Genomic DNA, 12856 nt, shown 5'->3' with positions numbered 1-12856 from the left:
CCTGACGGGAACCCGGTAGTACCACGAGCATGTCACTGGTTGGCACAATGATTTTTACCGTTCCACACCAAGGGGAAGTATGAGCCAGACCCCCGTCGACGGGTCCGACAGGGAGGGTCGGGCCGTCGGGGACACCGACCGGGGAACCGAGTCCGACTCCCTCGCCAGCCGCTTCGCCGCACGACTCCGCTCGGTCGGTCGATCCCTCCGCGCCCGGCTCGGATCGCTGACCGAGGACGAGGAGCGCTCGACGTTCGAGCGCGCGCAGTCGATGGACGGAGGGGGGACAGCCGACCGCGCGCGCTCGGTGCAGTGCGTCGGGCTCACGGAGGAAGTCGTCGAGGGCGACGGCCGCGCGGTCACCGACGACCTCGTCCGCGCGCAGGCGGCCGAGGCACCCGACCGGGACGGGCCCTCGGAGGACCGCCCGGAGCTGGTCGTCAGGTGGACCGACGACGAACTGACCCTGTCCTCGCCCGACGAGCCCGACGCCCACATCACCTCGACGTACTGGGAAGACGTCGAGCCCTGAGCCGGACGGTCGCGGAGGCGGCTACTCGGACTGGCCGACGCGGAGGACCTGCACGAGCGAGTAGACGGGGACGCCCTCGATCTCTTCGACGCCGCGCTTGTCGGTCAGCACCGCGCAGGCGACGGGCTCGCCGCCGCGGTCGCGGATCGCTTCGACGGTCTCGGTCATGGTCGTCCCGCTGGTGATGGTGTCGTCGACAACGTAGCACTCCCGGTCGCGGATCTGAGCGAAGTTCCGGGAGAAAGAGCCCGAGAGCTCCTCGCTCTCGCCGTCGTCCCACTGGTGTTTGCTCGGCGCGTAGGTACCCAGGTCCGTGTCCAGTTCGCGGGCGACCGTCGTCGCGATGGGCGCGCCGGCCTTCTCGATACCGATGGTCAGGTCGACCTCGTCGCCCTGCTTGGAGAGGAGGTCGGCGACGGCGCGGCCCACGTGGGTGAGTCGGGCGCTGTCGCGGCCGATGGCGCTCCAGTCGACGTGGATGTCGTGGGGGCTCTGGGGCTTCTTGGCGCTCGTCGTCGCGGTCGTGGCGCCGCTGCGCGAGACGAGCCAGGAGGCCGTCTCCTTCGAGACGTTGAGCTCGTCCGCGATCTCTCCCTTCGAGAGGCCCCCTTCGGCCAGCTCCGCCGCGCTGTCGATGAGATCGTCGATGTTCTTCATGCGTCTTAGCTGTGCCTTCGCACGCGGGGGTGTTACCCGTTGTGGGTTCCCGTCGCCGTCTCACGCTCCGCGTACGCGACCGACTGCGCTCCGACCGCCGTCCCCGGGCCGGCCGCGGGGTGCGAGCGCCGATCCCAACCTACACAACGGGTCCCGACGGTAGCTTCCGACAATGGAACGCTACGACCAGCTCTATCGCCTCTACGAGGAGTTCGACGCCGAGCGACTGCGGGCCCACCAGGCGTTCGTCGATCTCTTCCCGCCGCTGGACTCGCGGGTCGCGCTCACCTACTGGGAGGACGCCAGCGACGAACTCGACGACCTGCGCGGGGAGATCTGCGACGCCTTCCCCGGCACCGGCGAGACCTACGCCGACGTGGCCGCCCACGCCACCCGCGACCAGGCCTTCGCCGGGCTCGACCTGGCGACGAAGTACGACCGGTCGGTCAACGCCCTCGTCCTCGACGTGGACGAGACGCTGCGCTCGGCGGGGACGACCGACAACGAGATCCCCCGCGAGACGCTGCACCTGCTGACGGAGTTCCACGAGGCCGGCGTGCCGATCGTCGTCTGCACCGGCCAGACGCTGGAGAACGTCAAGGGCTTTCTCGGTCAGGGGCTGGGCAACGCCGTCGTCAACTCCGGCGACGTGAGCGTCGTCTACGAGAGCGGCACCGGCGTGTTCACGCCCGGCCACGGCCCCGAGACCAAGCGCCTGCTGTACGAGGATCTGGACGAACGGGTCCGGACGGTGTTCGACCGCCTGCGCCAGCGCGTGCTCTCCGAGGCGCCCGAGACGGTCGCCCGCGGCTGTCACCTCCAGGGCAACGAGTTCAACGTCACGCTCAAGCCGAACTTCGAGACCGGAAGCGACGCCGCCGTCGACGTGGTCGACGACGCGCTCGTCTACCTGCTCGACCTCCTGGGCGTCGTCGTCGCGGACCGCGTCGACGCCGCTCGACCGGCCGAACCGGCCGACCGCGACGAGGAGGGCGCCCTCGGCGCGGCCGCCGGCGAGTGGACCCGCGCGTTCTACGCGACCCGGGACCCGGAGATCGAAGCGGTGCTCGACGACCGGGACGAGCTGCCGGGCGAAGCGGGCCCGGCAGACATGGAGGTACCGGCGGCGGTGACGGAGTTCCTCGGTCGCGTGGACGTGGCCTACTACGAGGGCGACGCGGCGGAGGTGGTGAGCCGCGAACTCGACAAGCCCGGCGGCGTCGAGGCGGCGTTCGAGGTGCTGGGCGTCGAGGACCCGTTCGCGCTCGTGCTCGGCGACAGCAAGAGCGACCTGCGGGTGATGGAGTGGATCGCCGAGCGCGAGGCTGGGATCGCCGCCGCGCCCGAACACGCCTCGACGGTCGTTCTCGATCACGTCCGGGAGCGCGACGACCTGGTCTTCCCCGCGGGCGACGCGGGCGACGTGCTACGGACGGTGTACGCCCTCGACAAACTGGTCGCCGTCGAGTGAGGGCGCCGGTGTCGTCGGCCGACGGACCCCCTCGGCGACGAGCGACTCGCGTCGAGAGACGGCGATATTCGCCGTCGAGCGGTTCCGTACGTCCGACCGAGTCGAACGAAGCGGGGGGCCGTTCGACCGGGGTCGGTGTTCAGCGTCCGATCGCGGGAGATTTACGGGAGTCCGTGAGTAGGTTTCCGTGAGAACCGAACGGAGTCAACACTATGGTCGATATCTCATCTGTCAGGCTCGGCATCGTCGGTCTGGGTAACATCGGACACCACCACGCGGAGCGGTTCGTCGACCAGGGGGCCAACCTGGTCGGCGGCGTCGACATCGCGGAGGGGGCTCGGGCCTCCTTCGGCGACGAGTTCGGCGTCCCGACCTACCAGGACCACCACGAACTGTACGACGAGGTCGACGCGGTCGCCGTCACGACCCCCAACAAGTTCCACGAGCAGTACGTCGTCGACGCCCTCGACCGGGGCCTGGACGTGCTCGTCGAGAAGCCGCTCGCCAACACCCTGGAGGCGGCCGAGCGGATCGCCGACGCCGCACACGCCGTCGACGGGTTCTGCATGGTCGGCTTCCACACCCGCTTCGAGAACCCCGTCGAGGTCATCAACGGCTACCGCCAGGAGGGTCGGTTCGGCGACCTGAGCCACGTCGAGGCCAACTACATCCGCCGCCGGGGCGTCCCCGGCCGCGGCTCGTGGTTCACGAGCAAGGAAGTCGCCGGCGGCGGCGCGCTCATCGACATCGGCGTCCACGCGGTCGACCTCTCGCTGTACATGCTGGGCTACCCGGACGTCGAGGAAGTGTCGGGGGTCACCCGCTCGCAGTTCGGCGGCCGCGACGACTACACCTACATCCAGATGTGGGGCGACGACCAGGGTCCCGAGGGGTTCAACGTCGACGACTCCGCGACGGCGTTTATCCGCTGTGCCGACGACCGCACCATCTCCCTGGAGGTCGCCTGGGCCGTCAACCGCCCGAAGAAACAGGAGTACATCCTCCGCGGCACCGAATCGGGCGCGACCTTCCGCCCCGGCGAGGGCGTCACCTTCCACGAGTCGGGCACCCAGGGCGCCGGCCACATGGTCGAATCCGAGGTCGAGACCCGCAACGAAGACGCCCACGCGGCCGAGCAGACCTACTTCCTCGAACACTGCGCGCGCGGCGAGACGCCCGAGCGCAACACCGTCGACCAGGGCCTCACCGTCCAGCGCGTCCTCTCGGCCATCTACCGCTCCAGCGAGACCGGCGAGGCCGTCCCCGTCGAGGACTGACCCCCCGCGGGCGTTCTCGACGAGCGGTTCGGTCCGCGAGCCCGCCTCTCCTCACCGTCTCTCGGGCCCGACGCGTCGCCGGCCCGGACGGCTCTGAGGAAAGACTTAACTCGGAATAGAGTACTCATTTTTACCAACTGATGAAAGCGATCGCTGTCCAGCGGGGCTCGGAAGGGCCGACGGTGGTAGAGAAGCCGCGACCGACACCGAACGAGGGCGAGGCGCTGCTGCGGACGCTCCGGGTCGGCGTCGACGGCACCGACCACGAGGTCATCGGCGGCTCCCACGGCGGGTTCCCCGAGGGTGAGGACCACGTGGTGCTCGGCCACGAGGCCGTCGCCGTCGTCGCGGACGCGAACGGCACCGACCTCGACGAGGGCGACGTGGTCGTCCCGACCGTCCGGCGGCCGCCCGCGGAGGGGACCAACGACTACTTCGAGCGCGGCGAGCCGGACATGGCTCCCGAGGGCGAGTACGTCGAGCGCGGGATCGTCGGCGAACACGGCTACATGGCCGAGTTCTTCACGAGCCCGCCGGAGTATCTGGTGTCGATCCCCGAGGACCGTTGGGAAGTCGGCTTCCTGGTCGAGCCGATCAGCATCACCGAGAAGGCGATGGAACACGCTTACGCCTCGCGGTCCGCGTTCGAGTGGACGCCCGAGTCCGCCCTGGTGCTGGGCAACCGGTCGCTGGGTCTGATCACGCTCGCGATGCTGGAGTACGGCGTCGACAGCGACCGCTCGTTCGCCGCCCACGACTTCGAGCGCACCTACTGTCTGGGTCGCCGGGAGCGGCCGGACCCGACGGTCGACATCATCGACGAGATCGGTGCGACGTACGTCAATTCCAACGAAACGCCCCTGGAGACGGTCCCCGAGACCTACGAATCGATGGACTTCGTCTACGAGGCGACCGGCTACGCCCCCCACGCCTTCGAGACGGTCGAGGCGCTTTCGCCCAACGGCGTCGGCGCGCTGCTGGGCATCCCCGACTCCTGGGAGTTCGAGGTCGACGGCGGACGGATCCACAACGAGCTCGTCCTCCACAACAAGGCGCTCGTGGGGACGGTCAACTCCCACGTGAAACACTTCGAGGGCGCGGTCGACACGCTGGACGAACTCCCCGACTGGCTGCTGGCGGACCTCGTGACGACCGTCGCGACGCCCGACGACGTGGCGCCGGCCTTCGAGTACGGCGACGACCAGATCAAGGCCGTCGTCGAGTTCGACAGGCTGTGAGCGGTCACGGGACCGCTGCGGGCGACCGGCGGGGCCGCTCGACGGCGACGCGCTCGCCGCGGCCGACCGGCGACCGCGCGAAGGGACAGACTGATTTACTCGGTGGCGAAAGAGGGAACCGACATGGCTGGTGACGACCTCCTCGCCTCGCTCGAAGCCGTCTCCGAGCGGTTCAACTTCGGGGAGTACGAGGCCAAGGCGTACCTCACGATCCTCGAACACGGTCAGGTGACCGCCTCCGAGATCGCCGACTACACCGACATCCCCCAGCCGCGCGTCTACGATACGGTCCGCAGCCTGAGCGACATCGGCCTGGTCGAGCTGCAGGAGTCGCGGCCGATGAAGGTGCTGGCGCTCGACCCCGCCGAGGCGTTCGACGACCTCCAGGAGTCGCTCGACACCCTCGTCGACGGGCTCGAACAGCAGTACACCCAGCCGGCCCGCGGCACGGAGGCCGTCTCGCTCGTCAAGTCCCGCCCCACCATCCTCCGATATCTCTCCGAGGTCATCGACTCCGCCGACTACGAGCTGATGCTCTCGCTGACGCCCGAGCTGCTGGAGCGCTTCGAGAGCCAGCTCCGGCGCCAGTACGAGGACGGCGTCGCCATCGAACTCCTCATCTCGCCGGCGGCGGAAGTCGAAGCCCCCGCCGAGTACGACTACGACGACCTCGCCAGCACGGTCAAGCAGCGCCGCGGCGTCACGACGCCCGTCGTCGCCGTCGCCGACGGCCGCTACTCCATCTACGCCACCCGCGAGAGCCTCAAGGGCGACACCGACCGCTACGGCGTCATCTTCGACCGCTCGGAGCTGGGATTCCTCGTCTCGATGTTCATGAACACCGTCCTCTGGACCACCGCCGAGACGGTCCGGACGGACGGCGAGGAGTTGACGTTCCCGCGCCGCTACGGGACGATCCGCCGCGCGATCTCCGACATGGTCGACCTCGACGGGGAGTTCTACGCGACCATCGAGGGACGGGACGTGCTGACCGGCGAGGAACTGGTCGTCGAGGGGAAGGTCGTCGACACAAGCATCACCTCCAGCCTCGAGGAGGCGTCGCTCGTCGTCGAGACCGACGAGGGGCGGGTCACCGTCGGCGGACAGGTCGCCGCGCTCGAGGACATCGAGTCCTTCGAGATCCGCATCGGCCGCGACTCCCCGCCGGAACCCGCCGACTGACGGCTGGCTGGGACGGCTGTCGAGGTCCGAACACCGAACTGCGGCCGAGGCCACGGAGCACTCACGAGCGGCGGCTCCTCGTTCGAAATCGAGAGAACGCGAGTGGGGACGGACGAACGCCAGTGAGCCGCTCTCCCCCCTCGAGGTCGAGAGGCCAGCAGGGACCCTACATCCCCCATCGAACCGCATTGTGTCCTCACCGCCCCAACGGTATAAATCTTGAACTTTTCACCCGGAAAGAATTCCATTCCGCGGATACCGTTCCGCAAGACCGAAGTAATTCCGAAGGGTATGGAATCCGATAATGACACCGAGTGACGGATCGGTTCGACAGTCCCAGGGGGGAGCGAGGTGAGTTCGGAGTCCATCGTCGGCTACGTGCTCGGGTCGTCGGTTCGGACGGACGTGTTGCTCGCGGTGGTCGCCGAGGAGCGGTCGATGAGCGCGCTCATCGACACGGTCGACGCGAGCGAGTCGGCGGTCTACAACGCCGTCGGCGACCTCGAACGCAAGGGGTTGGCGCGTTCGCTGGAGGCGGGCTGGGCGGCGACGGGGAGCGGGCAGTTGGTCGCGGACCTGCTCGAACAGCAGGGGAACCTCTGTCGGCTGCTCGCCGACGACTACTGGCGCGAACACGACGTGTCCGCGCTCCCCAGGCGGTTCCGGATCAGGCTGACCGAACTCGCCGGCGCCGAGGTGGTCCGCGCCTCGGACACCGACCCCCACGCGGTCGTCAGGGAGGTCCGCGACCGGGTCGAACGGGGCGGCGCGAACGTCGACATCGTGACTCCGATCTACCAGGCCGAGTACGAGGCCGTCATGCCCGACGCCGCCGACGCGCGACTGCTCGTCGACAGGAGCGTCGCCCTCGACGCGCTCGAACGCGCCGGCTCGCCCGGCGAGGCCGACCAGTGGACCGACACCGCCGTCCGCGTGCTCGACGTGGACGTGGGTATCGCCGTCACCGACGGGGAGATCATGCTCTCGCTCCCCACCATCGACGGCCGGTGGGACTCCCGCACCGAGGTACTGGCGGCGGACGACCGCGCCATGGAGTGGGGCCGGGACCTGTTCGAACACTACTGGGACCGCGCGACGCCCAACGACGAGTTCGTCGCCGAGTACTTCTCGTAGCGCCACCGACGGTCCCGGCCACCGCCCGGACGACCGTCGGACGCCCGGGGATTCACCGATAGCGCCCGGCCGAACCGTCGTCGACGCCCTCGATACCCACGTGGGAACGAAATCGTGACAGAACGAACACCCGGAACTCGGTTTCGGCGATTTCAACGACACTGAATCGCATTCAGTCGGCTTCCGTCTGTGACGACCGTCGACACTACCGACGAATTATGTAACCGTTGCAAGGGGAACTATTAACCCGTCTCCGGGGGCCACTGTATCACATGAATCGGGACCGTCGCGAACGGAGGGCGGGGCGATGAACCTGGAGGGCCAGACCTGCCTCGTCACGGGGAGTTCCCGCGGCATCGGGAAAGGTATCGCCGAGGACCTCGCCGACCGCGGCGCGGACGTGGTGGTCAACTACCGCTCGTCGGCGGCGGAGGCCCGGGCGGTCGTCGAGTCCATCGAGGACGAGGGGGGACGGGCGGTCGCCGCCCAGGCCGACGTGTCCGACTTCGACGAGGTGCAGGCGATGCGCGAGGAGATCGTCGACGCCTTCGGGCCCGTCGACGTGCTCGTCAACAACGCCGGCATCACCGTCGACAAGAAGTTCGAGCACATGACCCGCGAGGACTGGGACGCCGTCATCGACGTGAACCTCGGCGGCGTCTACAACTGCACGAAGACGTTTTTCGACGACGTCAAGGAGTCACGCCACGGCCGGCTGATCAACATCTCGTCGGTCGTCGGCCAGCAGGGCAACTACGGGCAGGCCAACTACGCGACGACGAAGTCGGGTCTGTTCGGCTTCACGCGCACGCTCGCGCTGGAGATGGCCTCGTCGGGATCGACCGCAAACTGCATCGCCCCGGGGTTCGTCGCGACCGACATGCTGGAGGAGGTACCCGAACGAGTGCAGGAGAAGATCCTCCGTGAGATACCGCTCAACCGCTTCGCGACGGTCGAAGACATCTGCGGTATCGTCTCGTTCGTCGCCAGCGAGGAGTCGAGTTACATGACCGGACAGGTCATCGGCGTCAACGGCGGCATGGAGTGGTGAGATGAGCCAGGAAGAGACAGACGACACGACAGAGACGGACACAGTCGACGCGGGCGAGGACAGCGAGGAGACGGCCATCGAAGAGCTTCGCCGACGCCGCGAGGCGTCGCGGGTCGGCGGCGGCGAAGAGCGCATCGAACGCCAGCACGCCCGCGGGAAGATGACCGCCCACGAGCGCGTCGAGTACCTCCTCGACGACGGCACGTTCACCGAAGTCGACGCCTTCGTCGAGCACCGCTCGACCAACTTCGGGATGGACGAGAAGGAGTTCCCCGGTGACGCCGTCGTCACCGGCTACGGCGACGTGAACGGGCGAAAGGTGTTCGTCTTCGCCCACGACTTCACCGTCCTCGGCGGCTCCGTCGGCGAGGTGGTCGCCGAGAAGATCTGCAAAGTAATGGACCGGGCCGTCGACGCCGGCGTCCCGGTGGTCGGGCTCAACGACTCCGGCGGCGCGCGCATCCAGGAGGGCGTCGACTCGCTGGTCGGGTTCGCCAAGATCTTCGAGCGCAACACCAAGGCCTCGGGGATGATCCCCCAGATCTCGGCGATCATGGGGCCCTGCGCCGGCGGCGCGACGTACTCCCCGGCGCTGACGGACTTCACGTTCATGGTGCAGGACACCTCCCACATGTTCATCACCGGCCCGGACGTGATCGAGACGGTCACCGGCGAGCAGGTGTCGAAGGAGGAACTCGGCGGCGCGGGCTCCCACTCCACGAAATCGGGCGTCGCCCACTTCGCCTGCGAGGACGAGGAGGCGGCGCTGGACGACATCCGGCGCCTGCTGTCGTACCTCCCGCAGAACAACATGGAGGACCCGCCGCGGGTCGCTTCCTGGGACGACCCCGACCGCGAACTCGACGGGATCACCGATATCGTCCCGGAGGCGCCGCGCAAGCCCTACGACATGACGCAGGTGATCGACCGCGTCGTCGACGAGGACTCCTTCTTCGAGGTCCACGAGAACTGGGCGCGCAACGTCGTCGTCGGCTACGCCCGCATGGACGGGCGCGTGGTCGGGATCGTGGCCAACCAGCCCCGCGTCAGCGCGGGCACTCTCGACATCGACGCCTCGGAGAAGGCCGCGCGCTTTATCCGCACCTGCGACTCGTTCAACGTCCCTATCGTCTCGCTCGTGGACGTGCCGGGGTTCATGCCCGGGACCGACCAGGAGCACAACGGCATCATCCGCCGGGGCGCGAAGCTCATCTACGCCTACGCCGAGGCGACGGTGCCGCTGCTCTCCGTGGTGGTCCGGAAGGCCTACGGCGGCGCCTACATCGTCATGTCCTCGAAGTTCCTCGGCTCGGACGTGAACTACGCCTGGCCCGGCTCGGAGATGGCCGTGCTCGGCCCGCGAGGCGCCGTCAACATCCTCTACCGCGACGAACTCCAGCAGGCCGAGGACACCGACGCCCGCCGCCAGGAGCTGATGGACGAGTTCCGCGAGGAGTTCGCCCACCCGTACGGCCCCGCCAGACGCGGCTACCTCGACGACGTGATCGAACCGACGGACACGCGCAAGCGCCTGATCTCCGACCTGGAGATGCTCGAACGCAAGCGCGAGGACAGCCCGCCGAAAGACCACGGCAACATCCCACTGTAATGGCCGAATCAGCGCTCTCAGACGGCGAGGAATCGAACGCCGGTGAGGCGGCGACCGACGGATCCGACGCCGAGACGGTGACGCTCACCGTCGGCGGCGACGAGGCGTCGCTGTCGATCCCCGCCGACGCCGACGAGGCCGAAGCCGCGGCCATCGCCTCGGCGGTCGGTGCCCACCTCCACGACCGGCAGGTCGCGGCGGCCGCCGCGGCCGCCGATGACGACGAACCGGACCGGGCGGACGCCTGGAAGCTCGCCGGGCGGATGAAGTCGATGGGGCGGAGCCGCTGGCCGAAAGACGTGCGCGAGGGCGAGGAGTGGAAGGCCAGCGCTCGGTCGTTCTACTGAGGGGCGTCTCCCGGGAGCGGGTCGCACCGTCCCGGCCCGCCGGCGACTCTCGCCACCGTAACACCCACATTACAGCCCTCCGAGTACCCGCACATGACAGTCGCAGTGATCGGCGCGTCGATGACGAACTTCGGCGAGCGCGACGCCTGGATACAGGAGCTGATCGCCCAGGCGGGCGAGGCCGCGCTCGACGACGCCGGCGTCGCCCCCGACGACGTGGAGCACCTCTACGTCTCGAACATGGCCAGCGGCGAGTTCGAGGGCCAAGGCGGGATCATGAACGCCCTCGCACACGACCTGGGCGTGATGCCCGCCTACAGCGAGCGGGTCGACCAGACCTCCTCGTCGGGCGGCGCCGGCATCTACGAGGCGTGGCAGTCGGTGGCCTCGGGCGCCAGCGACATGACCCTGCTCGTGGGGGGCGAGAAGATGACCCACCGCTCGACCGCCGAGTCGACGGACATCATCGCCTCGATCACCCATCCCGCCGAGTACAAGCACGGCCTGACGCTGCCGTCGTTCGCGGGCATGACCGCGCGGCACTACCTCGAACGGTTCGACGCGCCGCGGGACTCGCTGGCGAAAGTTGCCGTCAAGAACCACAAGAACGGCGTCGACAACCCCCACGCGCAGTTCCGCAAGGAGATCACCGAGGAGACCGCGCTGGAGAGCCCCATCGTCGCCGACCCCCTCCGGCTGTACGACTTCTGTCCGATCACCGACGGGAGCGCGGGGATGGTGTTCACCACCGAGGAGCGCGCACAGGAGATCACGGACGACTACGCCGTGATCTCGGGCATCGCGGGCGCGACGGACACCCACGTCGTTCACGAACGCGACGACCCCACCGTGATGGGCGGCGTCGTCGACTCCAGCGACCAGGCCTACGAGATGGCCGGGCTCGGCCCCGAGGACATCGACGTGGCGGAGTTACACGACATGTTCACCATCCTGGAGTTCCTCCAGATGGAGGGCTGTGGCTTCGCCGAGCACGGCGAGGCCTGGAAGCAGATGGAAGAGAGCCGCACCGAGCGGGACGGCGAACTGCCGATCAACACCTCGGGCGGGCTCAAGTCGAAGGGGCACCCGCTCGGTGCGAGCGGGGTCGCACAGGGCTACGAGATATACAAACAGCTCGTCGGCGAAGCGGGACCGCGACAGGTCGAGGCCGACACCGCCCTCGCCTGCAACGTCGGCGGGTTCGGGAACTGCGTCATCACTACCGTCATGGAGGCCGGACGATGAGCTTCGACGCCTACGTCTGCGAGAACGGCCACGTCACGTACCCCGGACACACGCTGTGCCCGGTCTGTGGCGCGAAACAGACCGAGACGCTCGATCTCACTGAGCGGACCGGCGAGGTCGTCACCTGGACGAAGTCCACGGCGACGCCGCCCGGCGTGCGGGCGCCGAACACCATTGCGATCGTCCAGTTCGACCTCGCCGAGGCGGACCTCGCGGACGACTACGTCCGCGCGGTCGGGCAGGTCACGACCGAGGCGGTCGAGACGGGCGACGCGGTCGAACCGGTCTACGTCGAGGAGCTTCGGGACCCCGAGGCGGGTATCAAGGTCCCGGAGAGTCAGGACTGGGACGGCTATCGGTTCGAGCCGGTGTAGCCGCGCGCGGACCGGCACCTGTTCGAAGCGTTCGCGGAGAATCCGGACCGGCGAGAGGCCGGTCCATCCCGCCGGGGTGGCAGGGGTGGTGGGTCGGGGTGGCTGACAGCAGGGGGTCAGTCGGCCGACGCGATGGGTGCTCGGTCGCGGTCGTCGACTGAACCGCGCGCGTCCCCGGCGAGGGCAGACAACCCATCCGCTACCGAGCGGTACTCCTCGCCCGCCGCGTGCGGGTAGACGGCGGCGAGGTCGCCCTCGTCGTAGACGGCGAGGGTGATCGCGGGGAAGACCAGCCAGTCGCACAGCTCGCCGGTGTCCGGGGCGTAGCACTCGCGCGTCGCGAAAAACGGCCGCAAGCGCGCGCCGCGGTCGCGCGCCCACCGCGAGAACGTCAGGTAGCGGTCCCGCGCCGCTACGTCCGCGGGGTCCTCGCGGCGGATGCGCTTCGGACAGGTCGTCACCTCGAACGAGTCGACCTGCCCCGCCGCCTCGAGTTCGCGCAGTCTGTCCGCGAGCCGGTCTCGCTGGCGCGCCGCCGGCTCCGGGAGCGTCTCCCTGAGCGACAGCACGACGCGCCGGTCCCCCCGCCGCTCGGTTGGCGTCATGGGTACTCGGAGTATACACGCCGCGGATAATAAATCATTATGTTTTTTCACATACTCTAACTCGAACGGCCGTTCGGCGGTACCGTTCGGAGTTTCGGGCCGTGGGGAAACCCGTTCGACGAGGCGGGAGAACC

13 protein-coding genes are annotated in these 12856 nt (G+C 68.6%); 11 read left to right on the top strand and 2 right to left on the bottom strand.

Translation table 11 applies throughout. The annotated features are described in order from the left end of the window. Positions 1 to 79: 79 nt before the first annotated feature. Entirely contained in the window at positions 80 to 532 is a 453-nt protein-coding gene (locus tag HZS55_RS15635) for a hypothetical protein (protein ID WP_179908510.1), read from the top strand. 21 nt (positions 533 to 553) lie between these two features. Here the strand turns inward: HZS55_RS15635 and gfcR are convergent, their stop codons facing one another. Next, a complete protein-coding gene (gfcR, locus tag HZS55_RS15630; RefSeq protein WP_179908509.1) occupies positions 554 to 1189 on the bottom strand; it encodes a transcriptional regulator GfcR in 636 nt (211 codons plus the stop codon). Positions 1190 to 1361: 172 nt separating this feature from the next. Here gfcR and HZS55_RS15625 point away from each other — a divergent pair, with 172 nt between their 5' ends. From HZS55_RS15625 to HZS55_RS15580, 10 genes are all read left to right on the top strand, one after another. Further along, complete coding sequence (locus HZS55_RS15625) at positions 1362 to 2660, top strand: HAD family hydrolase (RefSeq protein WP_179908508.1); 1299 nt, start codon at positions 1362 to 1364, stop codon at positions 2658 to 2660. Between the two features lie 212 nt (positions 2661 to 2872). Then, complete coding sequence (locus HZS55_RS15620) at positions 2873 to 3937, top strand: Gfo/Idh/MocA family protein (RefSeq protein WP_179908507.1); 1065 nt, start codon at positions 2873 to 2875, stop codon at positions 3935 to 3937. Positions 3938 to 4077: 140 nt separating this feature from the next. Next, positions 4078 to 5175: a glucose 1-dehydrogenase gene (locus HZS55_RS15615; RefSeq protein WP_179908506.1), complete on the top strand. Its 1098-nt coding sequence runs from the start codon at positions 4078 to 4080 to the stop codon at positions 5173 to 5175. Positions 5176 to 5298: 123 nt separating this feature from the next. After that, a complete protein-coding gene (trmB, locus tag HZS55_RS15610) occupies positions 5299 to 6357 on the top strand; it encodes an HTH-type sugar sensing transcriptional regulator TrmB (RefSeq protein WP_179908505.1) in 1059 nt (352 codons plus the stop codon). Positions 6358 to 6708: 351 nt separating this feature from the next. Beyond that, complete coding sequence (locus tag HZS55_RS15605) at positions 6709 to 7491, top strand: helix-turn-helix transcriptional regulator (protein ID WP_179908504.1); 783 nt, start codon at positions 6709 to 6711, stop codon at positions 7489 to 7491. Between the two features lie 307 nt (positions 7492 to 7798). Further along, positions 7799 to 8542: a 3-oxoacyl-[acyl-carrier-protein] reductase gene (gene fabG, locus HZS55_RS15600; protein WP_179908503.1), complete on the top strand. Its 744-nt coding sequence runs from the start codon at positions 7799 to 7801 to the stop codon at positions 8540 to 8542. 1 nt (position 8543) lies between these two features. Continuing rightward, positions 8544 to 10151 (top strand): acyl-CoA carboxylase subunit beta, encoded by a 1608-nt coding sequence (locus HZS55_RS15595; RefSeq protein ID WP_246308280.1) that lies wholly within the window; start codon positions 8544 to 8546, stop codon positions 10149 to 10151. Then, positions 10151 to 10498 carry a hypothetical protein gene (locus HZS55_RS15590; protein ID WP_179908502.1) on the top strand — a complete coding sequence of 116 codons (348 nt, stop codon included), beginning with the start codon at positions 10151 to 10153 and terminating at the stop codon, positions 10496 to 10498. The genes HZS55_RS15595 and HZS55_RS15590 overlap by 1 nt, the downstream gene beginning before the upstream one ends. A 93-nt stretch (positions 10499 to 10591) precedes the next feature. After that, positions 10592 to 11743, top strand: a complete 1152-nt coding sequence (locus HZS55_RS15585) for a thiolase family protein (protein WP_179908501.1) — start codon at positions 10592 to 10594, stop codon at positions 11741 to 11743. Next, positions 11740 to 12117 (top strand): Zn-ribbon domain-containing OB-fold protein, encoded by a 378-nt coding sequence (locus HZS55_RS15580; RefSeq protein ID WP_179908500.1) that lies wholly within the window; start codon positions 11740 to 11742, stop codon positions 12115 to 12117. Before HZS55_RS15585 ends, HZS55_RS15580 begins: the two co-directional genes overlap by 4 nt. 116 nt (positions 12118 to 12233) lie before the next feature. Here the strand turns inward: HZS55_RS15580 and HZS55_RS15575 are convergent, their stop codons facing one another. Further along, the gene (locus tag HZS55_RS15575; protein WP_179908499.1) at positions 12234 to 12722 is read right to left on the bottom strand and encodes an HTH domain-containing protein; all 489 of its coding nucleotides are present in this window, start codon (positions 12720 to 12722) and stop codon (positions 12234 to 12236) included. Positions 12723 to 12856: the final 134 nt, after the last annotated feature.

The sequence above is a fragment of the Halosimplex rubrum genome (assembly GCF_013415885.1).
Classification (GTDB): domain Archaea; phylum Halobacteriota; class Halobacteria; order Halobacteriales; family Haloarculaceae; genus Halosimplex; species Halosimplex rubrum.
Note: the sequence above shows the minus strand (reverse complement) of the source record. Positions and strands in the feature narration are given on the sequence as shown.

Bases quoted from the DNA above. Each gene is read 5' to 3' on its own strand.
- HZS55_RS15585 (WP_179908501.1), top strand. From the start codon at position 10,592: ATGACAGTCGCAGTGATCGGCGCGTCGATGACGAACTTCGGCGAGCGC.
- HZS55_RS15590 (WP_179908502.1), top strand. From the start codon at position 10,151: ATGGCCGAATCAGCGCTCTCAGACGGCGAGGAATCGAACGCCGGTGAG.
- HZS55_RS15580 (WP_179908500.1), top strand. From the start codon at position 11,740: ATGAGCTTCGACGCCTACGTCTGCGAGAACGGCCACGTCACGTACCCC.
- fabG (WP_179908503.1), top strand. From the start codon at position 7,799: ATGAACCTGGAGGGCCAGACCTGCCTCGTCACGGGGAGTTCCCGCGGC.
- HZS55_RS15635 (WP_179908510.1), top strand. From the start codon at position 80: ATGAGCCAGACCCCCGTCGACGGGTCCGACAGGGAGGGTCGGGCCGTC.
- HZS55_RS15595 (WP_246308280.1), top strand. From the start codon at position 8,544: ATGAGCCAGGAAGAGACAGACGACACGACAGAGACGGACACAGTCGAC.
- HZS55_RS15620 (WP_179908507.1), top strand. From the start codon at position 2,873: ATGGTCGATATCTCATCTGTCAGGCTCGGCATCGTCGGTCTGGGTAAC.
- trmB (WP_179908505.1), top strand. From the start codon at position 5,299: ATGGCTGGTGACGACCTCCTCGCCTCGCTCGAAGCCGTCTCCGAGCGG.
- HZS55_RS15625 (WP_179908508.1), top strand. From the start codon at position 1,362: ATGGAACGCTACGACCAGCTCTATCGCCTCTACGAGGAGTTCGACGCC.
- HZS55_RS15615 (WP_179908506.1), top strand. From the start codon at position 4,078: ATGAAAGCGATCGCTGTCCAGCGGGGCTCGGAAGGGCCGACGGTGGTA.
- HZS55_RS15575 (WP_179908499.1), bottom strand. From the start codon at position 12,722: ATGACGCCAACCGAGCGGCGGGGGGACCGGCGCGTCGTGCTGTCGCTC.
- gfcR (WP_179908509.1), bottom strand. From the start codon at position 1,189: ATGAAGAACATCGACGATCTCATCGACAGCGCGGCGGAGCTGGCCGAA.